At 69.5% G+C, this 25,781-nt stretch carries 25 protein-coding genes; 6 read left to right on the top strand and 19 right to left on the bottom strand.

All coding sequences use genetic code 11. The features are described 5' to 3' along the window. Positions 1 to 152: 152 nt before the first annotated feature. Complete coding sequence (locus ACQP1K_RS04360) at positions 153 to 896, bottom strand: hypothetical protein (RefSeq protein WP_433499580.1); 744 nt, start codon at positions 894 to 896, stop codon at positions 153 to 155. After that, on the bottom strand, positions 880 to 1,434 hold the full coding sequence (locus ACQP1K_RS04355) for an RNA polymerase sigma factor (RefSeq protein WP_433499579.1): 555 nt from the start codon (positions 1,432 to 1,434) through the stop codon (positions 880 to 882). Before ACQP1K_RS04355 ends, ACQP1K_RS04360 begins: the two co-directional genes overlap by 17 nt. A gap of 132 nt (positions 1,435 to 1,566) precedes the next feature. Here ACQP1K_RS04355 and ACQP1K_RS04350 point away from each other — a divergent pair, with 132 nt between their 5' ends. Together ACQP1K_RS04350 and ACQP1K_RS04345 are read left to right on the top strand one after the other, a co-directional pair. Further along, a complete protein-coding gene (locus ACQP1K_RS04350; protein WP_433499578.1) occupies positions 1,567 to 2,298 on the top strand; it encodes a class I SAM-dependent methyltransferase in 732 nt (243 codons plus the stop codon). 166 nt (positions 2,299 to 2,464) lie between these two features. Then, positions 2,465 to 4,342, top strand: coding sequence for an acyl-CoA dehydrogenase family protein (locus ACQP1K_RS04345; RefSeq protein ID WP_433499577.1), 1,878 nt, complete (start codon positions 2,465 to 2,467; stop codon positions 4,340 to 4,342). Between the two features lie 57 nt (positions 4,343 to 4,399). Here ACQP1K_RS04345 and ACQP1K_RS04340 read toward each other — a convergent pair whose 3' ends face one another. From ACQP1K_RS04340 to ACQP1K_RS04315, 6 genes are all read right to left on the bottom strand, one after another. Then, positions 4,400 to 5,545 (bottom strand): acetyl-CoA C-acetyltransferase, encoded by a 1,146-nt coding sequence (locus ACQP1K_RS04340; protein ID WP_433499576.1) that lies wholly within the window; start codon positions 5,543 to 5,545, stop codon positions 4,400 to 4,402. Positions 5,546 to 5,655: 110 nt separating this feature from the next. Then, positions 5,656 to 6,735 (bottom strand): hypothetical protein, encoded by a 1,080-nt coding sequence (locus ACQP1K_RS04335; RefSeq protein ID WP_433499575.1) that lies wholly within the window; start codon positions 6,733 to 6,735, stop codon positions 5,656 to 5,658. A gap of 90 nt (positions 6,736 to 6,825) precedes the next feature. Continuing rightward, positions 6,826 to 7,773, bottom strand: a complete 948-nt coding sequence (locus tag ACQP1K_RS04330) for a class F sortase (protein WP_433499574.1) — start codon at positions 7,771 to 7,773, stop codon at positions 6,826 to 6,828. 10 nt (positions 7,774 to 7,783) lie between these two features. Beyond that, a complete protein-coding gene (locus ACQP1K_RS04325) occupies positions 7,784 to 8,716 on the bottom strand; it encodes a hypothetical protein (RefSeq protein WP_433499573.1) in 933 nt (310 codons plus the stop codon). 259 nt (positions 8,717 to 8,975) lie between these two features. Beyond that, on the bottom strand, positions 8,976 to 9,866 hold the full coding sequence (locus ACQP1K_RS04320; protein WP_433499572.1) for a class F sortase: 891 nt from the start codon (positions 9,864 to 9,866) through the stop codon (positions 8,976 to 8,978). Positions 9,867 to 9,879: 13 nt separating this feature from the next. Further along, entirely contained in the window at positions 9,880 to 11,355 is a 1,476-nt protein-coding gene (locus ACQP1K_RS04315) for a hypothetical protein (RefSeq protein WP_433499571.1), read from the bottom strand. Positions 11,356 to 11,604: 249 nt separating this feature from the next. Here ACQP1K_RS04315 and ACQP1K_RS04310 point away from each other — a divergent pair, with 249 nt between their 5' ends. Next, entirely contained in the window at positions 11,605 to 12,750 is a 1,146-nt protein-coding gene (locus ACQP1K_RS04310) for an acyl-CoA dehydrogenase family protein (protein ID WP_433499570.1), read from the top strand. 410 nt (positions 12,751 to 13,160) lie between these two features. Here ACQP1K_RS04310 and ACQP1K_RS04305 read toward each other — a convergent pair whose 3' ends face one another. The 3 genes from ACQP1K_RS04305 to ACQP1K_RS04295 form a co-directional block, all read right to left on the bottom strand. Beyond that, positions 13,161 to 13,322: a hypothetical protein gene (locus tag ACQP1K_RS04305; protein ID WP_433499569.1), complete on the bottom strand. Its 162-nt coding sequence runs from the start codon at positions 13,320 to 13,322 to the stop codon at positions 13,161 to 13,163. Between the two features lie 74 nt (positions 13,323 to 13,396). Further along, positions 13,397 to 15,631, bottom strand: coding sequence for a SpoIIE family protein phosphatase (locus tag ACQP1K_RS04300; protein WP_433499568.1), 2,235 nt, complete (start codon positions 15,629 to 15,631; stop codon positions 13,397 to 13,399). Positions 15,632 to 15,775: 144 nt separating this feature from the next. Further along, a complete protein-coding gene (locus tag ACQP1K_RS04295; RefSeq protein ID WP_433499567.1) occupies positions 15,776 to 16,480 on the bottom strand; it encodes a metal-dependent transcriptional regulator in 705 nt (234 codons plus the stop codon). Positions 16,481 to 16,557: 77 nt separating this feature from the next. On the opposite strand from ACQP1K_RS04295, the gene ACQP1K_RS04290 reads away from it, so the two are divergent. After that, on the top strand, positions 16,558 to 16,857 hold the full coding sequence (locus ACQP1K_RS04290) for a hypothetical protein (protein WP_433499566.1): 300 nt from the start codon (positions 16,558 to 16,560) through the stop codon (positions 16,855 to 16,857). Positions 16,858 to 16,880: 23 nt separating this feature from the next. Here ACQP1K_RS04290 and pdxH read toward each other — a convergent pair whose 3' ends face one another. Beyond that, a complete protein-coding gene (gene pdxH / locus ACQP1K_RS04285; RefSeq protein ID WP_433499565.1) occupies positions 16,881 to 17,537 on the bottom strand; it encodes a pyridoxamine 5'-phosphate oxidase in 657 nt (218 codons plus the stop codon). A 169-nt stretch (positions 17,538 to 17,706) separates the two neighbouring features. Here pdxH and ACQP1K_RS04280 point away from each other — a divergent pair, with 169 nt between their 5' ends. Then, the gene (locus ACQP1K_RS04280; RefSeq protein ID WP_433499564.1) at positions 17,707 to 18,813 is read left to right on the top strand and encodes a citrate synthase 2; all 1,107 of its coding nucleotides are present in this window, start codon (positions 17,707 to 17,709) and stop codon (positions 18,811 to 18,813) included. A gap of 214 nt (positions 18,814 to 19,027) precedes the next feature. Further along, positions 19,028 to 20,146 (top strand): phosphoserine transaminase, encoded by a 1,119-nt coding sequence (gene serC / locus ACQP1K_RS04275; RefSeq protein WP_433499563.1) that lies wholly within the window; start codon positions 19,028 to 19,030, stop codon positions 20,144 to 20,146. Between the two features lie 106 nt (positions 20,147 to 20,252). Here serC and ACQP1K_RS04270 read toward each other — a convergent pair whose 3' ends face one another. The 7 genes from ACQP1K_RS04270 to ACQP1K_RS04240 form a co-directional block, all read right to left on the bottom strand. Next, the gene (locus ACQP1K_RS04270) at positions 20,253 to 20,876 is read right to left on the bottom strand and encodes a rhomboid family intramembrane serine protease (protein ID WP_433499562.1); all 624 of its coding nucleotides are present in this window, start codon (positions 20,874 to 20,876) and stop codon (positions 20,253 to 20,255) included. Between the two features lie 102 nt (positions 20,877 to 20,978). Next, complete coding sequence (locus ACQP1K_RS04265; protein WP_433499561.1) at positions 20,979 to 21,743, bottom strand: crotonase/enoyl-CoA hydratase family protein; 765 nt, start codon at positions 21,741 to 21,743, stop codon at positions 20,979 to 20,981. A 36-nt stretch (positions 21,744 to 21,779) separates the two neighbouring features. Beyond that, positions 21,780 to 22,559: an SDR family NAD(P)-dependent oxidoreductase gene (locus ACQP1K_RS04260; protein WP_433499560.1), complete on the bottom strand. Its 780-nt coding sequence runs from the start codon at positions 22,557 to 22,559 to the stop codon at positions 21,780 to 21,782. A gap of 33 nt (positions 22,560 to 22,592) precedes the next feature. Next, positions 22,593 to 22,943: an anti-sigma factor antagonist gene (locus ACQP1K_RS04255; RefSeq protein ID WP_433499559.1), complete on the bottom strand. Its 351-nt coding sequence runs from the start codon at positions 22,941 to 22,943 to the stop codon at positions 22,593 to 22,595. A 34-nt stretch (positions 22,944 to 22,977) separates the two neighbouring features. Then, positions 22,978 to 23,736, bottom strand: a complete 759-nt coding sequence (locus tag ACQP1K_RS04250; RefSeq protein ID WP_433499558.1) for an energy-coupling factor ABC transporter ATP-binding protein — start codon at positions 23,734 to 23,736, stop codon at positions 22,978 to 22,980. Next, complete coding sequence (gene cbiQ, locus ACQP1K_RS04245) at positions 23,733 to 24,497, bottom strand: cobalt ECF transporter T component CbiQ (RefSeq protein ID WP_433499557.1); 765 nt, start codon at positions 24,495 to 24,497, stop codon at positions 23,733 to 23,735. Before cbiQ ends, ACQP1K_RS04250 begins: the two co-directional genes overlap by 4 nt. After that, positions 24,494 to 25,543, bottom strand: a complete 1,050-nt coding sequence (locus tag ACQP1K_RS04240) for an energy-coupling factor ABC transporter permease (protein ID WP_433499556.1) — start codon at positions 25,541 to 25,543, stop codon at positions 24,494 to 24,496. Before ACQP1K_RS04240 ends, cbiQ begins: the two co-directional genes overlap by 4 nt. Between the last annotated feature and the right edge of the window lie 238 nt (positions 25,544 to 25,781).

Raw genomic sequence — 25,781 nt, 5'->3', positions numbered from 1 at the left:
GATGCCGAACCGCTCGCGGCGCAAGCCCCACCTCCTTGCCCCGCCCGGCGACTCGCGGCACGCCTCTCGCGGGCGGATCTGCCTTTGCCGACATTTAGCTATTTATACCTGTCGGACATCATGCGGGAAAGCAGGCTGACCTGACCCTACGCTCAGTGGATCGAGTGGGCGATACGCAGCGCCTCCTGATAGTCAGCGCATTCCAGGCGCATGCCGACGTTGGCGTCGCCCGTGTCCCGCTGCCAGATGAGGGTGGGGCCGGCGACCCGCTCCTCGCGGGGGGCGCCGCCGTGCCGCGGCACGTACGAGACGGCGTGCGGCCGGCTGATCCACCATCCGCCGACGCCGGAGACCTGACGCGGCCACGGCTCGCCGAGATCCTTGCGGAAGACCACGTCGAGCGTCCCGTCGAACTCGTCGAGCCGGAGTCCAGGCCACAGCAGCGTGACCACCCTGCCGCCGTCGGCGACCCTGATGTCCGACGGATCGCCCAGCGCCGACGGCACGCCGATCGGAAAGCGTACGACCTGGCGGGCCTCGTCGAGGGTGACCCTCCGCTCGTCCGGAAGCGGGTGCGGAACGCCGGTCGGGAGTGGACCAGGCCCGCCGATGCTGATCTCCACCCCGGCGAAACTCAGCATCGCGACCACGGCCGCCCTGCCCTGCGGGGTGACCGCGATCAGCGCGACCAGGAAGACCGCGACGACGGCGGTCAGGCGCCGCGGCGTGCGCCGTACCCGGCCGGCGGGCTCGGCCAGGCGGGCAGGCTCGGCCAGGCGGGCGCGTACGGCACGGGCCACGTCCGCCGGCGGCGGCGCGGGGACCTCCAGGGCCTCGCCGAGCGCCCGCAGGTCGGCCTCCAGTCCGGCGAACCGGTCATCATCCGAGGAGGTCACGGCCCACCTCCTCTCGCAGCCGCCGAAGTCCGCGGAACGTACGCGACTTCACGGTCCCCAGCCGCACGCCGAGGACCTCGGCGGTCTCCGCTTCGGACAACTGAAGTAAATACCGGCAGGTCACCGCAGCGCGTTCCCGCTCGGGCAGCGTGCGCACGGCGTCGAGCAGGCGCGTCCTGCCGTCCGTGGCGAGCGCCACCCCCTCGGGGTCCTCCGGCTCGTACGGCCCACGCGCCCGATCCGGCTCCGACTCCAGCCGCAGCGTCAGATCGGCACGGCGGCCACGCGACCGGGTGAGATTGTGCGTCTCGTTGGCCACGATGCGCAGCAGCCACGGTTTGAAGGCCGCGTCGCGGCGGAAGCTCGCCAGGTGGCGGAACGCCTTGACGAACGCCTCCTGGACGACGTCCTCGGCCTCGTCGCCCGCGCCGAGGAAGCTCGCCGTACGGTGTGCGACCACGCTGTACCTGGTGACCAGCACCTCATAGGCATCGAGGTCACCGGCGAGCGACCGGGTCACTGCCTCATCGTCGTCCATGGCGTCCTAGGTCGTGGCGTCGAGAGCCGGCGCATTCGGGGTAGGTCATCGGGTGAAGGCCGCGGAAGGCGACGCTCCGGAATCCGATGACCACTAAACTTTCGACGTCCGTCAGCGCGTAAAGAGGATCTTATGTCTGGGTATGACCGTGTAGTCCAGCCGGCGGCCGGAGACAATGCCCTGGAGAACCATCTCGGTGGCGACGAGGCGAAGAACTACCGGCAGTACGAGTACGACATGGTCGCTCCGCATGTCGGACGCTCGATGCTCGAAATCGGGTCCGGCCTGGGCCACTTCGCGGAGCAGTTCCTCCCCCGCCTCGACCGGCTGGTCGTGAGCGACTTCGATCCCTACTGCGTCGAGCAGCTCGAGAAGCGGTTCGCCCCTCGCGACGACGTCTCCGTGCTCCGGTTCGGGCTGCCCGCCGAGATCCCCCTGGCCGACCCGGTGGACACGGTCGTGATGATGAACGTCCTGGAGCACATCGAGGAGGACGCCGAGGCTCTGCGCTCCCTCGCGAAGGTGACCGTTCCGGGTGGACGGATCGTGATCTGGGTCCCCGGATATATGCAGCTGTACGGAGACTTCGACCGCAAGGTCGGACATGTCAGGCGATACACCCCCGCCACGCTGCGCGCCGCCGTCACCGCCGCCGGGCTGGAGGTCGACGTGCTCAAGCCGATCAACTTCCTGGGCGGCATCGCCTGGTGGGCCGCGGTACGGCGAGGCGGCGTCGGCTACCCCGACCCCCGGCTCGTCAAGATCTACGACCGGACCGTCGTACCGATGACGCGGATGATCGAGCGCATCATCAGGCCGCCCTTCGGCCAGACCGTCTTCTGCGTGGCCAGGGTTCCCGGGTAGCCCCGGCACGGCAGCGCCCGAGGCGAGATCGGCGAAGCTATCAGGAGAGTGTTCACATCGGCAGCGCTTATCAGGCTACTGGCGGGTAAGTATCACGTCATGGGACGTGTCCCGCGGACTTCTTCGCCGGGACCCGACGGGAGGCCCACTGCCTGAGGAGGCCGCGATGACCACCGATTACGCCACCGCACGAGAAGTAGCCGAGCAGGCGCGCGAGGCGGAATGGACCCGGCCGAGCTTCGGCAGGCAACTGTTCCTCGGCGACTTCCGGCTCGACCTCGTCCACCCCGCGCCGGAGCTGTCGCAGGAGGAGATCAAGAAGGGGGACGGCTTCCTGCGGGCACTGCGGCGGTTCCTGCAGGAGAAGGTCGATCCGGCCGAGATCGAGCGCACGGCCGTCATCCCCGACGAGGTGGTCAAGGGCCTCGCCGCCATCGGCGCGTTCGGGATGACCACCGAAGAGGAGTACGGCGGGCTCGGCCTGGCCCATCTCTACTACTGCCGGGCGCTGCAACTCACCGCGTCGTACTGCCCCTCGGTGAGCGCGCTGCTGTCGGCGCACCAGTCCATCGGGGTCCCCCAGCCGCTGCGGCTGTTCGGTACGCCCGAGCAGAAGGAGCGCTTCCTCCCGCGATGCGCGAAGGGGGAGATTTCCGCGTTTCTGCTGACCGAGCCCGATGTGGGGTCCGATCCCGCACGACTGGCCACGACCGCCGTCCGCGACGGGGACTCCTACGTCATCGACGGCGTCAAGCTGTGGACCACCAACGGCGTGGTCGCCGACCTGCTCGTGGTCATGGCCCGCACGGGGGCCAAGATCTCGGCGTTCGTGGTGGAGGCCGACAGCCCCGGGATCACGGTCGAGCGCCGCAACGCGTTCATGGGCCTGCGCGGCATCGAGAACGGTGTGACCCGTTTCCACCAGGTCCGCGTGCCCGCCGCCAACCTCATCGGCCGCGAGGGCCAGGGCCTGAAGATCGCGCTGACGACGCTGAACACCGGACGCCTCTCGCTGCCCGCCACCTGCTCCGGCGCGGTCAAGTGGGCCGCCAAGATCGCCCGGGAGTGGGGCGGGGAACGGATCCAGTGGGGGCGCCGCATCGGCGAGCACGAGGCGGTGGCCCATAAGATCGCCTTCATCGCGGGCACGGCGTACGCCCTGGAGGCCGTCGTCAACCTCGCCAGCCGCCTCGCCGACGACGAACGCAACGACATCCGCATCGAGGCGGCCCTGGCGAAGCTGTACGCCTCCGAGATGGCCTGGCAGGTCGCCGACGAACTGGTCCAGCTCCGGGGCGGGCGCGGCTACGAGACGGCCGAGTCCCTGCGCGCCCGCGGCGAGCGCGGCGTACCCGCCGAGCAGATGCTGCGCGACCTGCGGATCAACCGCATCTTCGAGGGCTCGACCGAGATCATGCATCTGCTCATCGCCCGGGAGGCCGTGGACGCCCACCTTTCGGTCGCCGGGGACCTCGTCAATCCCAGGGCCGACCTCAAGACGAAGGGGCGGGCGGCCGCCAAGGCGGGCGGCTTCTACGCCAGGTGGCTGCCGACCCTGGTCGCCGGGCCGGGACAGTTGCCGACCTCCTACGCCGAGTTCGGCCCGCTCGCCCCGCACCTGCGCTACATCGAGCGCACCAGCCGCAAGCTCGCCAGGTCCACGTTCTACGGCATGTCGCGCTGGCAGGGCCGGCTGGAGCACAGGCAGGGCTTCCTGTCCCGCATCGTGGACATCGGCGCCGAACTCTTCGCCATGACCGCCGTGTGCCTCCAGGCGCAGGAGGACGCGGTCGAGTTCGGGCGCAAGCCGTACGAACTGGCGGACACCTTCTGTCATCAGGCACGTCTGCGGGCCGAGGCGCTGTTCGCCCGGTTGTGGGACAACACAGACTCCCGTGACGTACGGCTGGCCCGCCTGGTCCTCGACGGACGGTACGGCTTCCTGGAGGAGGGCATTCTCGACCCCTCGCTGGACGGCCCCTGGATCGCCCCGTCGGAGCCCGGGCCCTCAGAGTTCGAGGACGTGCACCGGCACGTCCGGTAGTCCTCCGTCACGGCGAAGGGCACCCGGCGCTGGGTGCCCTTCGGAGCCGTACGGAGATCAGAGGCGCTCGATGATGGTGACGTTGGCCTGGCCGCCGCCCTCGCACATGGTCTGCAGGCCGTAGCGGCCGCCGGTGCGCTCCAGCTCGTGCAGCAGCTTGGTCATCAGGATCGCACCGGTGCCCCCGAGAGGGTGCCCCAGGGCGATGGCGCCGCCGTTCGGGTTGGTCTTCGCCGGGTCGGCGCCGATCTCGCGCAACCAGGCGAGCGGCACCGGTGCGAACGCCTCGTTGATCTCGATGACGTCGATGTCCTCGATGCCGAGACCGGCCCGCTCCAGTGCCCTGCGCGTCGCCGGGATGGGCGCGGTCAGCATGTAGACGGGATCGTCGCCGACGAGCGCCAGCGTGACGATGCGGGCGCGCGGGGTCAGGCCGTGCTCGCGCACCGCCCGCTCCGAGGCGACGAGCACCGCGCCGGAGCCGTCCGAGATCTGCGACGAGGTGGCCGCCGTGATCCGGCCGCCCTCGCGGAGGGGCTTGAGCTCGGCCATCTTCTCCAGCGTGGTGTCCGGCCGGGGACCCTCGTCGTCCTCGACGCCGGCCACCGGCGCGATCTGGTCCTTGAAGTGACCGTCCGCGATCGCCTTGGCGGCCCGCCGGTGGCTTTCGTAGGCGTACCGCTCCAGCTCGTCGCGCTCCAGCCCCCACTTCTCGCACATCAGCTCGGCGCCGCGGAACTGGGAGATCTCCTGCGTGCCGTACCGCTCGGCCCACTTCTGACCGAACGGAAGCGGCATGCCCTTCTCCAGCGCGGCCGTGATGGTCGACCCCATGGGGACGACGGACATCGACTCGACACCGGCGGCGACCACCAGGTCCTGTGTGCCGGACAGCACCCCCTGCGCGGCGAAGTGGACGGCCTGCTGCGAGGACCCGCACTGCCGGTCGATGGTGACGCCCGCGACGCTCTCCGGGAGGCCCGCGCTCAGCCAGGCGTTGCGCGCGATGTCCATCGACTGTGGGCCGAACTGCATGACACAGCCCATGATCACGTCGTCGACGGCGGCGGGATCGACACCGGTGCGTTCGACGAGCGCCGCGAGAGTGTGCGCGGCCAGATCAGTCGGGTGGACCGTGGACAGCCCGCCCTTCTTCTTGCCGACGGGGCTGCGGACCGCGCCGACGATGTACGCCTCTGCCACAGAGTCCTCCAAGGAACCGAGCAATGTTCGGTTACTCCAGAGGCTACAGCAGAGCATTCGCCCGGCACATGGACGGAACGGTCAGGGCGACACCGAAGGCGGGACCGCGATCAGGCGTAACGGCCGGGCAGCAGGTCCGCCGGCTCGGCGAGCTGGAAGCCTCCCTCGTCGGCCGCGATGCCGCTCAGCCGCCGGGCCAGGGTCAGTGCCATCGCCGCCCGGGCCATCAGCGCCTGTTCCCCGGCGGCGGGACTCTCGTCCCCGGCCTCGCCGTCGCCGGGGGCCGCCTCGGGGTCGGCGGCCTCGACAAGGCCCTCGTCCGCGCTTTCCGCCACGCTCTCCGCCGCTGCGCTTTCCTCCGCGGTTTCCTCCGCGGTTTCCGCCACGCTTTCCTCCGCGGCCTCGCCACCGGCCGCGCCGGGAGCATCGCTGGAGGTCGCGTCCGCGGCATCGTCACCCGGGACGTCGCCGGTCTCGGGTGCGGGCGTCGTGTCGCCGTCCGCCGCGCCGGTGGGCTCGTCCGCGTCCTGCGGAGTGAGCGGAGAGACCTTCGCGATCACGATCTCGGTGAGGTAGGGCCAGCGGGCCCGGGCGGCCGGTGGGATCCGGCGGCCCTCCTCGATGGTGACGACCGTGTCGGCTCCCATGTAGACGTCGGTGAGCACGCCCTCGCGCAGCGGGACGCGTACGATGCCGTCGACCAGTTCGCCGTCCGGCCAGCGGTCGGCGTCGAGCGACTCGGCCGGGCTCACGAGTTCCCGGAGGACCTCGATGGTCTCCTCCGGCGAGGGCGCCGCCGGCAGGTAGACGACGAGATCGCGCCGCTCGTTCTCCGCCGGATCGGTCGGCTCTCCCTGGCACAGGGACCAGCCGCCCAGGCGGAAGGCGATGCCCTCGGCGAGACTCTTGTCGAAGTAGTCCACCGGCAGCGGACCCTCGGCGGTGATCCGGCACGCCCAGAGCCGCTCCTCGTCCTGTATGCCGAGTTTGGCCAGGACCGAGCCGGTCAACTCGACGGCCGCGAGGATCCGGGAGCCGCCCGCGATGATGTCGTCACCGTCGAAGGCCGCCTCGGGGTCGGCGAGTTGCGCGACGGCCAGCAGCGTCTTCGGATCCGGCCGGGTGGGCAGCAGCACGGTGGGTCCGGTGCGCAGCCGGCCCGGCAGCAGGAGATCGGAGAACCAGCCCACAGCTCCTCCTCGTGATCGCTCGATGAGACCTTAGCCGCAACCGGGTGCACTCGACGAGCCGTTCCACAGGCCTGTGTGCGTTCAGCGGGTTCAGGATGCGGCCTTGGCGAGTCGCGTACCCGTCATGACGGCATAAACGATGACATTGTCGACGTAATGACCGGTCGTCCGGTTGTACGTGCCCCCGCACGTGATCAATCGGAGCTCCGCGTTGTCGGCGTCGCCGTACACCCTGTTGGTGGGGAACGTCTGTTTGGCCGCCTGCTCGACGCCGCCCACCGTGAAGATCGCGACGGTGCCGTCCATCCGGACGACCTCGATCTTGTCTCCGTACTGCATCTCGTGCAGTCTGCTGAAGACCGCGCTGCGGGTCTGGGTGTCCTTGTGGCCGAGCATGATGGCCGGGCCGACCTCGCCGGCCGTCGGGCCGCCGCGATACCAGCCGACGAGGTTGTGGTTGCTGATCGGCGGGGTCTCGATGGCCCCGGACTTGTCCGTACCGACCGACTTGATCGGCGCGTTGACGTGCAGCCTGGGGATGATCAACCGCTTGGGCGAGGACGGCTGCATCGGCGGAGCGGCGGGCAGCGCCGGCACCGGAGGGGGCGCGTCGGGGTCGGCCTGCGCCAGCGGGTTCCCGGGGCCGCCGGGCCCCACCGTGGCCGCCATCTGGTTCACGCCGCCCGGTCGCTGCAATGACGTGCGCTCCGGTGACGCGTACTCGTCGGGTGACATGATCATGAAACCGACGCCGATGACGACGATCACCAGGCCGATGACCGCTGCCAGGATGAGCACGCCCCTTATCGCCTGCGTGCCGCTCCCCTCCGGCCGCTCGGCCTCCTGCCGCTGCTGGGGCTGAAGCTGAATCTGGGGCAGCACCACCGGCTGGAAGACGGGCTGGCCGTACACCTGCTGGGGATAACCCTGCGGCGCGAACACACCGGGTGTGCCCTGGGCCCCGGCGTCGCCCGCCGGCGACCCGTACGGCCCGCCGGACGCGTCCGGCGGATGGTGTCCGGGCGGTGGCGTACCCATGGGGCCCGCTCTAGTGCCGTACGGTCCGACGCCGGGCGCGCAGCACGAGTCCTCCGGTGGCCGCGGCGAGCATCAGTCCCGCACCGGTGAGGATGAGGACCCGTGCGTCCGGCCCGACCTCGCCGCCGCCGCCCGTGGACACGCCACCCCCGGGCGTGTGGGTCACCTGGCCCTTGCTCTTGTCCGTCGCCGTCTGCGACGGAGTGGCGGTCTCCGTCACATATACGGTCCTCGTCTGCCTGGGCGTCGGCGTCGGGCTCGGTGTGGGGCTGGACGAGGCGCTCGGCGAGGGACTGGGCGAGGGGCTGGGCGAGCTCGAAGCGGAGGGCGAGACGATGACGGAGACCTCCGCCGGTACGGTGTGGTCGCCCGTGGTCCCGACCATGCAGGTGTAGGTGACGCCGCCACCGGCCTCCGGGCCGACCCGAAGGGTGAACTTGCCGGCCTTGGCCACCATCGTCCCGGCCACGTCAGGCGTCACCGTGGCGGTGACCGTGGGAAACGGGATGGGCGAGCCGACCGGGATCTCCGCCGTCAGCGGCGCACCGGTCGCCGTCGCCGTGACCGTGGCCGTCGCGTTGGGGCTGGGGCCGGTGATGACCAGCTCGCCCGTCATGACGATCTTTTCGGTGACGGGGATCTGGGCCGCGGCCTTGATCTGCTTGCTCGTATCGTTCGACTGCGAGCTCAACCAGGTCAGCGTGACCGGCTGGGAGGCGGTCACGCTCGCGGGGCCGCCGACGAGCGTGACCAGCAGCTCGGGAGAAACGACATCCCCCGCCGTCGGCGTGCAGACGTACGACACGGTCCTGGGAGTAGGCGCGAGCGTGCCCAGGGCGGGCAGCCCGAAGAAGACGACACCCGCGCCGACCGCCCCGGCTACCGCGGCCTTCCTGACGACAGGACCCCGCAACCCGGACCTCGGCACTGGCTTGCCTCCCATCCCAAATCACCCCAATAACCGGCGTACCAGGATCTCAGACTCGGTCACGCTTGGGTAGAGATCCGCACAGCCGGAGATGTACCGGGGCCGGTGCGCGAAACACATCACTGTCATGATCTCCCCCACAGTTATGCAATCTATCAGTCAACACCCTCCCCCACCGTGTCGTTGATCGATCACCACATCGATGTACGGATCACGACATCGCTGTGCGAGGAGACCGCTCGGGCGGCGGTACGTCGCCGTCGAACAGCGGAGGTCACTTGCCGCGGATCGAGGTCAGTGTGGCGTACACGATGATGTTGTCGGTGTAGTGGTGCGCCTTGGCGTCGAAGACCCCGCCGCAGGTGACCAGTCGAAGCGACGCCGTGGCGGTGTTGGCGTACACCCTTTTGGTGGGAAATTTCAGCTTGCTGACCTGCTCGACCCCGTCCACGGTAAAGATGGCGGTTTTGCCGTCTGCACGCCGCACGGCGATCTTGTTGCCGCGCTTGAGCTCGCGCACCCGGCTGAACACCGCGGCGCCACTCCGTGTGTTCACATGGCCGAGGATGACCGCCGGACCCTGGTCGCCGGGGGCGGGGCCGAGACGGTACCAGCCGGTGAGGTTGGGCTTGCTCAGCGGCGGGGCCTCGATCTCGCCGTTCTTGTCGACGCCGATCGAACCGACCGGGGCCGACACCCCGATCGACGGGATGCTGATCCTGGTCGGCCTGCCCTTCGCCTTCTTGGCCGCAGACACTCGCTTCGACGCGGCAGAGGCCGTCTTCGGGGTGAGCGCGAGCGGGGGGAACGGCTGGAGCGCCGGATCGGGCGGGGGCGCCGCCGGGTCGGCCGCGGTCAGCGGAGCTCCCGGCCCCCCGGGCCCGACGGTCGGCGGCAGGTAGGCGATGTTGCCCGCACCCTGGACGTTCACCTGCACGCCGGGCAGCGGATCGGGCTCCGCCGGGGACGACGGCGACAGCACGGCCAGCATTCCGATCATGACCGCGATGATCCCGCCGAAGGAGCCGGCCACGAGCAACGTCGCGAGGACGGGCTGCGGCAGCGACTTACGCGCCGGCTTGGCGGCCGTGGCGGGGGAGGCCCCTTCGGCTGGTACGGCGGCGCCCTCCCCTGGGGAGGGGCCACCGGCTGGCGTGGACGTCATCGTCTCGATCCCCTCAGAGCGTCTCCGCCGAGTCGCCCGAGTGGGCCGCCCTGCGCCTGAGCAGCGCCACGCCGCCCCAGACGCCGACGAGCAGCATCAGACCGCCCGAGCCGAGGAGCAGACCTCCCGACGAGGCGTCCTCCGGAGCCTCACCGGTCTGTGCCCCGCCCTTGGGCGTCACCTCCACCTGGGCGACGGTCGGCGTCGCCGTCATCGTCACCGTGGTCGTCGTGGTCGGCTTCGGCGAGGGCGACGCCGTCGCCGTGTTCGTCACGGTCACGGTCGGACGCGGGCTGTTACTCGCCCCTGGAGAGCTCGCGCCGGGGCCGGGGCTGGTCGGACCGGGGCTGGTCGGACCGGGGCTGGTCGGACCGGTGCCGGTCGGGTCCGGGCTGGGGCTGGCCGGAGAGCCCGGAGGGCTGTTCGGCGGCGTCGTTCCCGGACTACTCGACGGGTCCGTGCCCGACTCCCCGCCGATGACGACCCTGATGGCCGTCGGCGTCTTCACCGGCTTGCACGTCGCCTGGAACTGCTTCGGCGGATCGAGGAGCTCTTCCGTGACCGCCCGGAAGCCGTCCACCATCATCCACTTGTCTTCGAGATTCTCCACGACGAGCTCGTGCTCGCCGTACGGCAGGCCGCGCACGCCCCAGAGTGTGTGGTCGCCCTGGTTGACGACCACGACCGGAGTGCCGTCCGCGTTCTTGGAGGCGTCGGCGGTCGCCGGGATGCCCGGCTTTCCGTCGATCTTGAAACCCACCTTGCCGGCACGGTGGTCCTGCTCGGTGATGAAATCGACCCCCGTGCCGGTGAACCTGAACGTCGCGGTCGAGTATTTCTTCTCGGTCGCATGCACGTCGTTGTGGACGTCGTTGAACTTGGGGTCGCGATCGTTGAAGTCCCGCCAGCCCTCACCGTGATATTCGATCACCGGTGCACCGGCGTCGTCGTTGACGACCTCCTCCGAGGGAGGCGGAGTGAAGTCGATCAGGAGATCGCGGGGCTCGATCTCGAACACGCCGCTGTCCGTCGTGCTCACCGCCCCGGAGATCGCCTCGGGCAGCGCCAGGCTCCCGCCGTCCTGCAGGAGCTCCTGCTCCTTGGCACCGAGCGAGTGCAGTTCACCCTGCCACGGATCGCCCAGGACGCCGACCTTGCCGGTCGCCGAGAGCCGGGCGCCGGGCTGGAACAGGCCGGGAGACAGGAAACTCGTGTTGTTCTGGTAGGCCACGTTCCACTTGACGTCGAGCGGCTGCCCGACGGCCAGCGCCGTCTGCACGGTGAGGGTGACCTTCAGATCGACCCGGTTGGGCACGACGGGGTTGGGAAGCTTGGGCAGGCCGCCTGTATCCCGGCATCGGTAGACGATGTCGACCTGGGCCATCTCCGCCTGGGCCGTGGTCAGCGGAAGCGCGAGCAGACCACCTCCGACGACGCTCACGACCGCGGCGGCGAGCACGTTGCGCCGCCGCGCATTCCACCGAACCACCGCACACTCCGATTCGCGAGGGGCCGCCCCAGACGGGCGAGAGCACAGTAAATCGAAGGTAGATCTTACGGCTTGGGTCAGGATCTACACGGGCGAATGCAGTGATGTTGGCGGATTTGTGACCCCCTGCTCCCAATAGGACGGCAGACCGTATCGATCGACCCATCGACCCTTCGGTAACAGAATCGTATTCTGGTCGGGTCGTCCGATCCGTCGAGTCATCCAGTCCACGAACCGGAGGCGTACCAGATGCGGCGAGACCTCTTCGACGAGGAGCACCTGCTCTTCCGCGAGACCGTCAGCGAATTCCTCGCCCGCGAGGTGATCCCCCGTCACGGCCAGTGGGAGAAGGACGGAATCGTCCCCCGCGAGGTGTGGAAGAAGGCCGGTGAGCTGGGCATGTTCGGCTTCTCCGTCCCCCAGGAGTACGGCGGGGCCGGCATCACGGACTTCCGCTACAACACGGTCATCGTCGAAGAGATCATCCGCGCCGGTGCCACCGGCCTGGGGTTCGGCCTGCACAACGACATCATGGCGCCATACCTGGTCGATCTGACCGACGACGAGCAGAAGCGGCGCTGGCTGCCCGGATTCGTCTCCGGCGAGCTGATCACGGCGATCGCGATGACCGAGCCGGGGGCCGGCAGCGACCTGCAGGGCATCCGCACCACGGCGATTCGCGAGGGCGACCACTACGTCGTCAACGGGCAGAAGACGTTCATCACCAACGGCATCAACTCCGACCTCGTCGTGGTCGTCGCCAAGACCGACCCAGCGGCGGGCGCCCGCGGCACCACACTGCTGGTGGTCGAGCGCGGCATGACGGGGTTCACCCGCGGGCGAAACCTCGAGAAGGTCGGCATGCACGCACAGGACACCGCCGAGCTGTTCTTCGAGAACGTCCGCGTCCCGGTGGCCAACCGGCTAGGCGACGAGGACGGTCAGGGCTTCATCCAGCTCATGAACAACCTGCCGCAGGAGCGCCTGTCGATCGCGGTGGCGGCGGTGGCCGCGGCCGAGGCCGCGCTGGAGACGACCATCGAGTACTGCCGGGTTCGCAAAGCCTTCGGCAAGAGCATCGGCCGTTTCCAGAACACCCGGTTCCTGCTGGCCGAGCTGTCCACCGAAGTGGAGATCGCCCGCCACTACCTGGACAAGTGCGTGCTCGCCCTCAACGCGGGCGAGCTCACGGCCGTGGACGCCGCCAAGGCCAAGTGGTGGACGACCGAGCTGCAGAACAAGGTGATCGACCGCTGTGTCCAACTCCACGGAGGGTACGGCTACATGCTCGAATATCCCGTCGCCAAGGCTTGGCTGGACAGTCGTGTCCAGACCATCTACGGCGGCACGACCGAGATCATGAAGGAGATCATCGGCCGCTCCTTCGACTTCTAGCGGGTCCGTCGAGTTCTGGGCAGCCGGTCGAGTAGCCGTCGGCCGGGGGTGGCAGGGAGTGAGGACCGCATGCCGGGCTCCGCTCGGCGGGGCCTGGCAGCGGACCGGATCTTCCTCCCGGCGCAGCGACCGGAACCGATCAGGGACCTCCTCAGCGCTGTCCGTTAATCGGCCGATGATCTGGCGATGGACGCCGCCCGCTCGCGGCCATGCCGTACGCGATCTCCTAGTGCAAGATCAAGAACGGTATCCGTGCTGGTCGTAGGCATCGCGTGCGAGTTTCTGCAAGATCACGAAGGTTGTACGGCCTGCTCAGGGACCCGGAGTGCGAGAATTCGCAAGATCACGGGCGTGGGGGGGTGGGCGTGGGGCGTGGGGGGTGGGCGTGGGGGGCGGTCAGGGGCCAGGGATCAGGTGATGTGCTGGCCCCAGATGGCGAGCATGACGACGACAAAAACGATCATCACGCCCGCGTAGCCCATCGGTCCCAGCCGGAAGAACCTGCGGACCCGGTTCAGCAACCACGCGAACAGGAACGCCAGGAAGACCAGAAGAATGAGTCCAGGGTCCATGCGATCAGTATGCGGCCGTTTTACCCTGTGCGCGCGGGCGACCGGCCCGGCCGCCCGGCCATCGGCGGAGACGCTCAGCGACCGCCGACGGGGATCTCGAACCAGACGGCCTTGCCCTCCCTGGTCGGCCGCGAACCCCAGCGCTTGGCGAGCTGGTCGACGAGGTAGAGGCCTCGGCCGCCCTCGTCCGTCTCGGCGGCGCTGCGGATGCGGGGCAGCCGCAGATCCTGGTCGAACACCTCGACCCAGATCGCGTCCTTGCCGCAGCGCAGCCGGAGCGTGAACTCCTTCTCGCCGGCGATGTCCTCCTCGAAGCCCGGCACGTCCCATGACTCGTCGAACGGCAGTGGCGGGCCTTCGAGCACCAGTTCACGGCGTGGCACACCGGCGCCGGCGGCGTGGAGCACGACGTTGGTCACGACCTCGGAGACCAGCAGGCAGGCGAGGTCGGCCCGTTCCTGGGGCACCTGCCAGCGCTCGAACGCCTCGGACGCCATCCGCCGGGCCTCCCCCACCATGATCGGCTGAGCGGGGAACGTACGCTCCTGTAGCTCCAGCTCGGCGCCGACCGACCTGACGACGAGGATCGCCATGTCGTCGTCGATCTCGCCGGGCACCGCGCCGGTGGCCGCTTCCGCGATGCGCTCGACCGATTCCGAGGAGACCTTGGCCAGCTCGTCCCGGAGCATCCGCAGCGTCTCGTCCTCCTCGGTCCCGTCGGACGAGGGCCCGCCGAAGTCGCGGAGGGGCCGGCGGTCCACCAGACCGTCTGTGTAGAGGAGCAGGGTCGCGCCGGGAGGCAGGGTCAGGGTCTCCTCCTTGTAGACGAGATCGGCGTGCACGCCCTTGGCCCGGACGCCGAGCGGCTGGCCCACCTCGGTGATGTCCAGCTCCGTGACCTTGCCGTCGACGATCAGCAGCGGCGGCGCGTGACCGGCGTTGGCGAAGGAGAGCTGCCGCGACCACGCGTCGTACACGAGGTACTGACAGGTGACGATCGGCGGATTGGTGATGTCGGCGCCGAAGTCGTCGCGCTCCGGCGCGGCCACGACCCGGGTCCACTCGTCGAGCCGGGCGAGGATCTCGGCGGGCGGCTTGTCGTCCTGCGCGAAGGCCCGCAACGCGGCCCTGAGCTGGCCCATGACGGCGGCCGCCTTGGCGCCCCGCCCCTCCACGTCTCCGATGACGATGCCGACCCGGCCCGCCGACAGCGGGATCACGTCGTACCAGTCGCCGCCCACCTGGGTCTGAATGCCCTGCCCGTGCGAGGCGAGCGGTGCGGCGGGAAAGTAGCGGTGGGCGATCTCCAGCCCGTCGAACGCGGGGAGATCGCGTGGCAGCAGATGCTTCTGGAACGATTCGGCGGTGTGCCGCTCCTCCTCGAACAGCAGCGCGTTGTCCACCGCGAGCGCGACCCGGGTGGCGACCGCGCCCAGGAAGTCCCGGTCGAAGGTGTCGTAGTGCGGGGAGCGCCGGTCGGTGAGGTTGGACAGCCCGAGATAGATCAGGCCCAGCGTCTCACCGCGTACGCACAGCGGCGCGACGATCGCGGAGGTCATCCCGACCTCGGCGAACAGCCGGGCCGAGCCCTCGCTCGGCATCGGGAAGCTCACCTGCGAGAAGTCCTCGACGAGGATGGTCTCCTGCCGGCGCAGCGCGGTGTCGGCGTAGTGGCCGAGCGGATAGCTGATCTCCGAGCCGACCGGCAGCCAGGTGCCCGGGGGCGGCGTCCAGCCGTGCACGTGCCTGGACACCTTGCGCACCAGCCGATCGCCCTGGACCAGCTCGATGAAGCAGTGGTCGGCGAACTGCGGGACCAGCATCTCGGCGACCCGGTTGAGCGTCTCCTCGACGTACAGGGACCCGGCGAGCCGCTCGCCGATGCGCTCGAGCAGGCCGAACCGGTCCTTCTCCCGCTCGTTGCTGCGCATCGCCTCGCGCGCGATGACCACGATGCCGCTGATCGGCCCCGACGGGTGCCGCAGCGGTACGGCCTGGGCCCGTACGTAGACCATCGTGCCGTCGTCGCGCACGACGTCGAAGGTGCCCTCCCACACCCCGCCGCTCAGCACGTGCCTGGCCAGGTCGATCGCGTGCGGGTGGTCCTTCTCCATGATCCCGAGGGACACCAGGGGTTCGTCGCCGGACGGTGTCCCCGTCCGGCCGAACAGCCGCTCGGCGTACGGATTCCAGTAGAGGACGTTGCTGAAACGATCGGTGACGACCACGGCCATCTCAGCCTGGTCGAGCACCGATCCGGCGGTCAGATGGTCGGCCGTCTCCTGGGACAGGTCTCCCCAACGTTTCATCCCCCGGCCACCCCCCGGGGACGCGTGTTCGCTATGGCTGCCACATGCGCTCCTGCAGGGGCTCCTGAGGTCATGAGGGGCTGCTGGGACTGAGAGAGGAGGAGAGACTCCCTATCCGGATTCAACCAGGCACAACTCTTTCCGTCATCGTCGGGTGACGAAAACGTGCGCTGCGACGTCCCGCGGTAGATCCACGGCAGTGCCGCCCGCTTCGCCATCACCCGTCACCCGCACACCGTCGTCGCTGGCCGCGAGCGTCACCTCGCGTCCGGGTTGTATCCCAACTTGCTTGAGTTTAAGCATCACGGCGGGGTCGCTTTGCACTTGTTCGCTGATTCGCCGCACTACAACGGTGCTCGAGCCCGGCCCCGCGACGCTCGCCATGGTGGAGACCATCTCATCCCCGGTCATAGCGGACTGCGCCACCCCCAGCTCCGCCAGACCCGGGATGGGGTTGCCATGCGGGCAGAACTGAGGGTTGCCGAGAAGATCGACAAGCCGGGTCTCCACCGCCTCGGACATCACATGCTCCCAGCGGCACGCCTCGACGTGTACCTCCTCCCACGGCAAACCGATCACCTGGGTGAGCAGACACTCGGCCAACCGGTGCTTGCGCATGACCCTGATGGCGAGCCTGCGCCCGAGATCGGTCATGGTGAGGTGCCGGTCTCCCTGCACCTTCACGAGACCGTCACGTTCCATCCTCGCAACCGTCTGGCTGACCGTCGGTCCGCTCTGCTGCAGCCGCTCGGCGATCCGGGCGCGCAGCGGCACGATGCCTTCCTCTTCGAGCTCGAAGATCGTTCGAAGGTACATCTCCGTCGTATCGATCAGGCCGTGTGCGGTCAAGGCTCCTCCAGTCCTTGTCAATGAGGCTACGACCTTCTCCGCGTTCCCAGCTGACCATATTGGGGAAGCGTCTCAGGATGGGAAACATCGGTGCGGAGCGATTCCTTCCGGCCGAGCAGAACCTGCCCGTGCCGACGGGCGCAGCGCGCCGCCGCCGGAGCTGCGATCTCCACCGGAACGCCGCGCGGACCGTCGCGGGGAAGGGCGTCCCCGATGCCCGGTTCATGCTCGCCGGAGAGCGGCCCGGCGACCAGGCGGACCGCCGCGGCGCCTGCTACGCGGCCACGACCCATCCATCGGCGATCCCGCGAGCGCCCGACCGTGACACGGCCTCCGCCGGGTTCCCCGCCGACCCGCGGGCCGTCGCGAGGACGTGATCTCGGTACGTGCCAGGAGATCTCTAAGGAGCGAGGCGTTCCCGCTTCCAGCCGCCGCGCGCGCCGACGCGGCCGGTCAACCGGTAGCGGATGCGGTCGTGCAGCCGGTCGGTCTGCCCCTGCCAGAACTCGACCTCGGACGGCACCACGCGGAACCCGCCCCAGAAGTCCGGCACCGGCGGATCCTCCGGCCACCGTCTGGCGAGCTCCCGGTAACGGGCGTCCAGTGCCTCACGCGACTCCACCACCGCCGACTGTCGGGAGGCCCACGCGCCGATGCGGGAGCCGTACGGGCGAGACTGGAAGTAGGCCGCGCTGTCCTCCCGCGGGAGCCGTACGGCGTGGCCCTCGACGCGGACCTGCCGCCTGATCGGATGCCAGGGGAACAGGAGGCAGGCGAGCGGATTCTCACCGAGGTCGCGTCCCTTGCGGGACTCGTAGTTTGTGAAGAAGACGAACCCGCGCTCGTCGAACCCCTTGAGGAGGACGGTGCGGGCGGAGGGGCGGCCCCCGGCCGAGCTGGTCGCGAGGACCATGGCGTTGGGCTCGGGCAGACCGGCGGCGACCGCGTCGGCGAACCACAGAGTGAACTGCGCCACCGGGTCGTCGGCCAGATCCGATTCGAGCAGGGGCTCCCCCTCGTAGCTGTGCCGGAGCCCCGGCAGATGTGCGCTGTCCACAGAACGGTATTGTTGCGCGCTCAGCGCATGCCCGGAGCAGCACCCCTACCAGGGAGAACGGCGTTAGGGAGGGGCGGCGGCACGGCAAGGTCACCGTGAGGGTTAAATTGACGCGCCGGTATCTCGACATCAAGGCTCTGGACTTCACAAGAGAGGGAGGCGGCCGAGAATGTCCGACTTCAAACCCGGGCTCGAAGGCGTGGTGGCGTTCGAGACCGAGATCGCGGAACCGGACAAAGAAGGGGGCGCCCTGCGTTATCGGGGCGTCGACATCGAAGAGCTCGTGGGCAACGTTCCCTTCGGCAACGTGTGGGGACTGCTGGTCGACAACGAGTTCCTGCCGGGGCTGCCTCCGGCGGAGCCGTACCCCGTTCCCGTCCATTCCGGTGACATCCGCGTCGACGTACAGAGCGCGCTGGCGATGCTGGCGCCCACCTATGGCTTCCGGCCGCTGCTCGACATCGACGACACCCAGGCACGCGAAGACCTCGCCCGCGCCTCGGTGACCGCCCTGTCGTTCGTGGCACAGTCGGCGCGCGGCCTCGGCCTGCCGATGGTGCCGCAGAAGCGCGTCGACGAGGCGGACAGCATCGTCGAACGTTTCATGATCCGCTGGCGGGGTGAGCCCGACCCCAATCACGTCAAGGCGATCGACGCCTACTGGACCTCGGCGGCGGAGCACGGCATGAACGCCTCGACGTTCACGGCACGTGTGATCGCCTCCACCGGGGCCGACGTGGCCGCCGCCCTGTCCGGTGCGGTCGGCGCGATGTCCGGCCCGCTGCACGGCGGCGCTCCCGCCCGGGTGCTGCACATGATCGAAGGCGTCGAGAAGCTGGGCGACGCGCGCAAGTACGTCCAGGGCGAGCTGGACCGGGGCAACCGCCTCATGGGCTTCGGCCACCGGGTCTACCGGGCCGAGGACCCCCGCGCCCGGGTGCTGCGCCGTACCGCGAAGGAGCTGAGCGCGCCGCGCTACGAGGTCGCGGCCGCGCTGGAGACGGCGGCGCTGGAGGAACTGCACGCTCGCAAGCCCGACCGGGTGCTCGCGACCAACGTGGAGTACTGGGCGGCGGTCGTCCTCGACTTCGCCGAGGTCCCGTCCCACATGTTCACCTCGATGTTCACCTGCGCCCGCACCGCCGGTTGGGCCGCCCACATCCTGGAGCAGAAGCGTACGGGCAGGCTCGTCCGCCCCAGCGCCGACTATGTGGGCCCGCCGAAGCGTTCGATCAGCGACGTGCCCGGCGCCGCCGAGGTCATCGGCAAGCCCTGACTGACGTCACGACCCCCTGAGGGCCCGCGGCCGACCACCGCCGCGGGCCCTTTCACCGTTCCGTCTCCCCCATTCGCCCCTTTCTTCTGCTTCATCTATTTCACCTATTTCACCGGGCCGCTTCATTGGAAAGCGGGGTGGTTTCGCGGACGATCCGTCTCATCATCCGGACCTGCGGTCTGGACCATCGCCGCGGCTCACTACGCTGGAACTCGTGGCTGACATCGTGATTCCCGCTGACATCAAGCCCGCCGACGGCCGCTTCGGCTGCGGGCCCTCGAAGGTACGTCCCGAGCAGCTCGCGGCTCTCGCAGATGCCGGAGCGAGCGTGATGGGGACGTCCCACCGCCAAAAGCCCGTCAAGAACCTCGTGGGCAGGGTCCGGGCCGGCCTGTCCGAGCTGTTCTCCCTCCCCGAGGGGTACGAGGTCGTGCTGGGCAACGGCGGCACCACGGCGTTCTGGGACATCGCGGCCTTCGGGCTCATCCGGGAGAAGTCGCAGCACCTGCACTTCGGAGAGTTCTCCGGCAAGTTCGCCACCGTGGCCAAGAAGGCCCCCTGGCTGGCCGATCCCTCGGTCATCAAGTCCGACCCCGGCACCCACCCGGCCGCCGTCGCCGAGGACGGGGTGGACGTCTACGCGCTCACCCACAACGAGACCTCCACCGGTGTCGCCATGCCGATCAAGCGGCCCACCGGCGGCGCCGACGACTCCCTCGTGCTCGTCGACGCCACCAGCGGCGCCGGGGGCCTGCCGGTCTCGGCGTCGGAGTACGACGTCTACTACTTCGCACCGCAGAAGAGCTTCGCCTCCGACGGCGGCCTGTGGGTCGCGCTGTTCTCGCCGAAGGCCCTGGCCCGGGTGACCGAGATCGCCGAAAGCGGGCGGTACGTCCCCGCGTTCTTCAGCCTGCCGACCGCGATCGACAACTCGGTGAAGGACCAGACCTACAACACTCCGGCGGTCGCCACGCTGTTCCTGCTGGCCGACCAGATCGAGTGGATGAACGCCCAGGGCGGCCTGGCCTGGACGACGGCCCGGACGGCCGACTCGGCCTCACGGCTGTACACGTGGGCGGAGAAGACGTCCTACACCACGCCGTTCGTGACCGACCCGGCGCAGCGCTCCAACGTCGTCGGCACGATCGACTTCGTCGACGCGGTGGACGCCGCGGCGGTCGCCAAGGTGCTGCGCGCCAACGGCATCGTGGACACCGAGCCGTACCGCAAGCTCGGCCGCAACCAGCTGCGCATCGCGATGTTCCCGGCCATCGATCCGGCCGACATCGAGGCCCTGACCGCCTGCGTCGACTACGTCGTCGACCGGCTCTGAGCCTCCCCCTCCGCAGCACAGGCCGTACGGCTCGGCTCCCGGCATGCCCGTGCCGTACGGCTCTGCAGCACGTGCCGTGCCGTACGGCTCGGCGCGGCCCGGCGGTTCACAGAGCCGCCGGGCGGCGGCGCAGCAGCCAGGCGGCGAGGACGCCGCCGACGAGGCCGAACAGGTGTCCCTGCCAGGAGATGCCGGGCTGTGTGGGCAGGACCCCCCACAGGATCGAGTAGTAGAGCACGGCGACGAGCACGCCGAGGACGATGTCGAGAGCCCGGCGGTCGAAGAACCCGCGGGCCACGACATAGCCGAAGTAGCCGAAGACCAGGCCGCTGGCGCCCACGGTCAGCGTGTGCGGCGCGTTGACGAACCAGACGCCCAGCCCGCTGACTCCGATGATGACGAGGCTGGCCGCGAGGAACCTGCCGATCCCCCGGACAGCGGCCAGGAAACCCAGGATGAGCAGCGGCAGCGTGTTGGCCATGAGATGGTCGAAACCCGCGTGCAGGAACGGGGCGAGCAGGATGCCCGGCAGGCCGTCCACCTCGTGGGAGACGATGCCGTAGTGGTCCAGCCCCATGCCGCCGAAGTAGTCCAAGAACTCGATCAGCCACATGGCGGACACGAGGGCGATCATCAAGACCGCGCTGCCCAGCGCCTCGCTCACGAAGCCGAGAACGCGGCCACCCTTCGGCCGGCCCGCCGGGGGAAGACCCGGTCCGGAATCACTCATGCCTTTACCGTACGCAGTGACGCGCCGGAACGGGTGCGACGATCCCGGCGCGTACGTCGTGAGCACGAGTCGGGAACCGCGCCGGGATCGCAGGATCGGGAGCTACTCCCCCGACCAGTCGGGGGCGCGCTTCTCGGCGAAGGCCGCGGCGCCCTCCATCGCGTCCTTCGACGCGAAGACGGGACCGGTGATCTCGTTCTGCCTCGCGAACATCTCCTCCCGCGACCAGTCGGCCGACTCGACGACGATCCGCTTGGTCGCGGCGAGGGCCAGCGGCGCGTTGGCCGCGATCTTGCGGGCCAGCTCGAGCGCCCCTGCCAGCGCCTCGCCCGCCGGGGTGACGCGGTTGACCAGCCCCAGCTCGTAGAGCCGGGCCGCGGGGTAGTGATCGCCGGTGAGCGCGATCTCCATCGCCACGTGGTACGGAATCCGGCGCGGCAGCCGCATGATCCCGCCGGCGGCGGCGACCAGGCCGCGCTTGGGCTCGGGCAGGCCGAACTTCGCCTCCTGCGATGCGACGATGACGTCGCAGGAGAGTGCGATCTCGAAACCACCGGCGAGAGCGTACCCCTCGACGGCAGCGACGAGCGGCTTGCGCGGCGGGCTCTCGGTGATCCCGCCGAACCCGCGCCCCTCGACGACCGGGAAGTCGCCGCCGAGGAATCCCTTCAGGTCCATCCCCGCGCAGAACGTGCCGCCCGCCCCGGTGATGACGATCGCGGTCACGTCCTTGCGCTCGTCCAGTTCGTCGAGGGCGGCGGCGATCCCGCGCGCCACAGCCCCGTTGATCGCGTTCTTGGCCCTGGGCCGGTTGATGGTGATGACGGCCACCCCGTCGTCGACCGTTACGAGAACCTCATCGGACATGCGCACCTCCGCCGATGGCGTTTGAGTCGGGTGGGCTCACTTCGGCTGGAATCGGATGCCGCCGTCGAAGCGGATGACCTCGCCGTTCATGTAGTCGTTCTCGATCAGCGAGCGGACCAGGTGGGCGAATTCGGAGGCGCGGCCCAGCCGCTTGGGGAACACCACCGGGGCGATGAGTTTCGCCTTGAAGTCATCGGCGTTCTTGTCCCCGATCTTGCCGTAGATCGGGGTGTCGATGATGCCGGGCGCGATGGTCAGCACGCGCACCCCGATGGCCGCGAGATCGCGTGCGGCCGGCAGCGTCATGCCGATGATGCCGCCCTTCGAGGCCGAGTACGCCACCTGACCGGTCTGGCCCTCGATGCCGGCGACCGAGGCGGTGTTGATGACCACGCCGCGCGCGCCGTCGGCGTCGACCGGCTCGGTCCCGGCCATGGCCGCTGCGCCGATGCGCATGAGGTTGAAGGTGCCGATGAGGTTGATGTCGAGGACCTTGCGGTACGACGCGAGATCGTGCGGCGAACCGTCGCGGTTGACGGTCCGCTGCGCCCAGCCGATGCCCGCGCTGCTGATCACGGCGCGCAGCGGCTTGCCGGTGGCGACCGCCGCCTCCACGGCCGCCTGCACGGACGCCTCGTCGGACACGTCCGTCTGCGCGAACACACCGCCGATCTCGTCGGCGATCGCCTTGCCGCGCTCCGCGTTCAGGTCCGCGATCACCACCGTCGCGCCGGCCCCCGCCAGCTCGCGTGCCGTGGCCTCGCCGAGGCCGCTCGCACCACCTGAGACGATTGCTGATGCTCCGTTCAGATCCATAGCCGGACCTTAACGCGGCGACCGAATGAAGTTCTACTCAGGGTCGGGCAAAATCGCGGTCTCAACGTCCGGATATACCTTTATGCGCCGATCGAGACCAGTCGTGCGCAATATTCGGGCCACGGGTGGCTGCGGCGCTGCGAGGGAGACGATGCCGCCCTCGCTGGTGGCCAGCCGCCACGCCTCGATCAGCACGCTGAGCCCGCTCGAGTCCATGAACGACAGATCGGTGAGGTCGAGGACGAGCGTCGGGCCGTCCTTCTGGATGGCGTCGCGCACCTCGTCGCGCAGGAACGGGGCGGTGAAAAGATCCAGCTCCCCCTCCACCGCCACCACGACGACGGCATCGGGGAGCGAACGGCGCGCGAGCCGCAGCTTCATCATCCCACCTCCCAACGAGGCCCACTTTACTGGGCGATCACTGCTGAAGAGCGGGGACGGCGAAGCCGTACGGCAGTTCCAGCCGGTGAGCGGCGAGCAGATCGGCGTCGGCGAGCAGCGAACGCGTCGGTCCGTCCGCGGTGATCACGCCGTCGGAGAGGATCAGCGAGCGCTCGCACAGTTCCAGCGCGTACGGAAGATCGTGCGTGACCATCAGCACCGTCACATCCAGATTTTTCAGGATGTCGGCCAGCTCGCGGCGCGAGGCGGGATCGAGGTTGGAGGAGGGCTCGTCGAGCACGAGGATCTCCGGCTCCATCGCCAGCACGGTCGCGACCGCCACCCGCCGCCGCTGCCCGAACGACAGATGGTGCGGCGGCCGGTCGATCACGTCCAGCATGCCGACCCTGGCCAGCGCGTCCCGCACCCGCCGGTCGAGCTCGTCGCCCCGCACCCCGAGGTTGGCCGGGCCGAACGCGACGTCGTCTCGGACCGTCGGCATGAAGAGCTGGTCGTCGGGATCCTGGAAGACCAGGCCGACCCGGCGGCGGATCTCGAGGAGCGTGTCCCCGCGCACCGGCAGCCCGGCCACCTCGACCGTGCCGTGCCCGGCGGTCAGGATGCCGTTGAGGTGCATGACCAGCGTGGTCTTCCCCGCGCCGTTAGGGCCGAGCAGCGCCACCCGCTCTCCTCGCCGGATCGTCAGGTCCACGCCGAACAGCGCCTGCGTGCCGTCCGGGTACGCGTACGCCACCCGGCTGACCCGCAGCGACGGCGGCACACCCGTCCCCGTCACGCGAGACTCCAGGAGAGCACGGCCGTCACCGCGGCGAGGCAGGGCAACATGGCGGCCAGACCCCAGTCCCGTGCGGACGCCGACAAGTCCCGAATTATTGGCATTTCCCCGGTGTAGCCCCGGCTCAGCATGGCGAGATGCACCCGCTCCCCCTGCTCGTACGACCTGATGAACAGCGCACCCGCCGATCTGGCGAGCACCGGGGCCTGACGTAGGTCCCTCGCCACGAAACCCCTCGACTCCCGGGCGATCCGCATCCGGCGCATCTGGTCGAGGATCACGTCCATGTAGCGCAGCATGAACGCCGCGATCTGCACGAGGAGCGGCGGCAGGCGGAGCCGCTCCGCGCCCAGGAGCATCGCCCGGGGCTCGGTGGTCGCCGCCAGCAGGATCGAGGCGACCACGCCGAGGCTCGCCTTGGCCAGGATGTTCCACGCCGCCCACATACCCGGAACGCTGAGCGACATCCCCAGCACCTCGGTCCGCTCACCCGTGCCGATGATCGGAATCGCCACGGCGAACAGCACGAACGGCACCTCGACGACCATGCGGCGCAGGATGAACCCGGCCGGCACCCGCGCCACCACCGCCACGACCGCCAGCAGCAGCGCGTAGACCGCGAAGGCCCACAGGCGCTCGCGCGGCGTCGCGACCACGGCCACCGCGAACGCCGCCACCGCCACCAGCTTGCACTGCGGCGGCAGCAGGTGGATGGAAGTGTCCCCCGGCCGATAGAGCCGGTGGTGATGCCCGGCGCTCACTGACGTACCACGATCACGGCGGCCCCGTTCCTGCGGCGGCGCCGTACGGTGTAGAAGACCGCGCCGCCGGCGAGAACGGTGATACCGACGCCGACCACCCCGGCGAGGCCGACGGAGATCCGCTCGTCCTCGATGCCCTTGACCCCGTAGTCGGCCAGCGGCGCGTCGCTCAGGCGGTGCTCCTCCTCGTGCGCGTTCAGCCCCTTGTCAGCGGCGACCTTCTCCAGGCCGTCGGGAGAGGCGGAGGCGTAGAAGGACACCACGCCGGCGAGCAGGATCGCGACGAGGCCGCCGCCGATGAGCAGCGGACGGATGCGACCGACCGGAGCCTCTCCGGTGGCCGGAGCCGCTACGAGCGGGGCCTCGGTGCCCTCGGCCGTACGCAGCACCAGGCGCTTGGCGAGGCCGCGTGCGCCGTACACCAGGTCGGGCCGGACCGCCAGCACGCTGCTCACGGTGACCGCGGTGATCAGCCCCTCCCCGATCCCGATCAGCACGTGCACGCCGCCCATCGCGGCCGCCACCGACGCGACGTCGATGGGCGCGGTGCCGCCGATCCAGAACAGCAGCGTGAACACGAGCGCCGCGGCCGGCACGGACACCAGAGCGGCCACGAACGACGCGGCCACGATGACGGCGCGACTGCCGGGCGCGCCCCGCGTGATCAGCCGGAAGACACCCCAGCCGACGACCGCCGTCACCATCGCCATGAGTGTGATGTTGACGCCCAGCGCGGTCAGGCCGCCGTCGGCGAAGAAGAATCCCTGGACGAGCAGCACCACGGACACGCATAAGACCGCGGTGTACGGCCCGACGAGTATCGCCGCCAGCGCCCCGCCGAGCAGGTGACCGCTGGTCCCGGCGGCCACGGGGAAGTTGAGCATCTGCACCGCGAAGATGAACGCCGCCACCAGACCGGCCATCGGTGCGGTCCGGTCGTCCAGCTCACGTCGGGCGCCGCGCAGGCAGACGGCCATTCCGGCCACGGCGACGGCCCCGGCACCGACCGATACGGCCAGATCGAAGAATCCATCGGGCACGTGCACGGCGAACCCCCTCAATGGTGGGTGCTATCTGCCAACTGTAAGACATTGAATTGTAGTTGCAAATGACTTGCAACTACTCCCCAATCCCCCACAACCTCCCCCCGTGATCTTGCAGTTTCTCGCACGACATACCGCCGACCTGGGCATATCGATTCAGTGATCTTGCAGATACGTGCAGATCGACCGCCCGAGCTGCGCTTATATGAGCGCTGATCTTGCAATCGTAAGTGCAAGATCA

Origin of the sequence: Sphaerimonospora sp. CA-214678 (assembly GCF_050942215.1) — a bacterium.
Taxonomy (GTDB): Bacteria; Actinomycetota; Actinomycetes; order Streptosporangiales; family Streptosporangiaceae; genus Sphaerimonospora.
Note: the sequence above shows the minus strand (reverse complement) of the source record. Positions and strands in the feature narration are given on the sequence as shown.

Excerpts from the sequence above, each read along its gene's own strand:
- ACQP1K_RS04350 (WP_433499578.1), top strand. The coding sequence starts at position 1,567 with ATGTCTGGGTATGACCGTGTAGTCCAGCCGGCGGCCGGAGACAATGCC.
- ACQP1K_RS04355 (WP_433499579.1), bottom strand. The coding sequence starts at position 1,434 with ATGGACGACGATGAGGCAGTGACCCGGTCGCTCGCCGGTGACCTCGAT.
- ACQP1K_RS04265 (WP_433499561.1), bottom strand. The coding sequence starts at position 21,743 with ATGTCCGATGAGGTTCTCGTAACGGTCGACGACGGGGTGGCCGTCATC.
- ACQP1K_RS04330 (WP_433499574.1), bottom strand. The coding sequence starts at position 7,773 with ATGGGTACGCCACCGCCCGGACACCATCCGCCGGACGCGTCCGGCGGG.
- ACQP1K_RS04345 (WP_433499577.1), top strand. The coding sequence starts at position 2,465 with ATGACCACCGATTACGCCACCGCACGAGAAGTAGCCGAGCAGGCGCGC.
- ACQP1K_RS04290 (WP_433499566.1), top strand. The coding sequence starts at position 16,558 with ATGGGAAACATCGGTGCGGAGCGATTCCTTCCGGCCGAGCAGAACCTG.
- ACQP1K_RS04305 (WP_433499569.1), bottom strand. The coding sequence starts at position 13,322 with ATGGACCCTGGACTCATTCTTCTGGTCTTCCTGGCGTTCCTGTTCGCG.
- ACQP1K_RS04325 (WP_433499573.1), bottom strand. The coding sequence starts at position 8,716 with ATGGGAGGCAAGCCAGTGCCGAGGTCCGGGTTGCGGGGTCCTGTCGTC.
- ACQP1K_RS04260 (WP_433499560.1), bottom strand. The coding sequence starts at position 22,559 with ATGGATCTGAACGGAGCATCAGCAATCGTCTCAGGTGGTGCGAGCGGC.
- ACQP1K_RS04280 (WP_433499564.1), top strand. The coding sequence starts at position 17,707 with ATGTCCGACTTCAAACCCGGGCTCGAAGGCGTGGTGGCGTTCGAGACC.
- ACQP1K_RS04320 (WP_433499572.1), bottom strand. The coding sequence starts at position 9,866 with ATGACGTCCACGCCAGCCGGTGGCCCCTCCCCAGGGGAGGGCGCCGCC.
- ACQP1K_RS04270 (WP_433499562.1), bottom strand. The coding sequence starts at position 20,876 with ATGAGTGATTCCGGACCGGGTCTTCCCCCGGCGGGCCGGCCGAAGGGT.
- ACQP1K_RS04300 (WP_433499568.1), bottom strand. The coding sequence starts at position 15,631 with ATGAAACGTTGGGGAGACCTGTCCCAGGAGACGGCCGACCATCTGACC.
- ACQP1K_RS04310 (WP_433499570.1), top strand. The coding sequence starts at position 11,605 with ATGCGGCGAGACCTCTTCGACGAGGAGCACCTGCTCTTCCGCGAGACC.
- ACQP1K_RS04255 (WP_433499559.1), bottom strand. The coding sequence starts at position 22,943 with ATGATGAAGCTGCGGCTCGCGCGCCGTTCGCTCCCCGATGCCGTCGTC.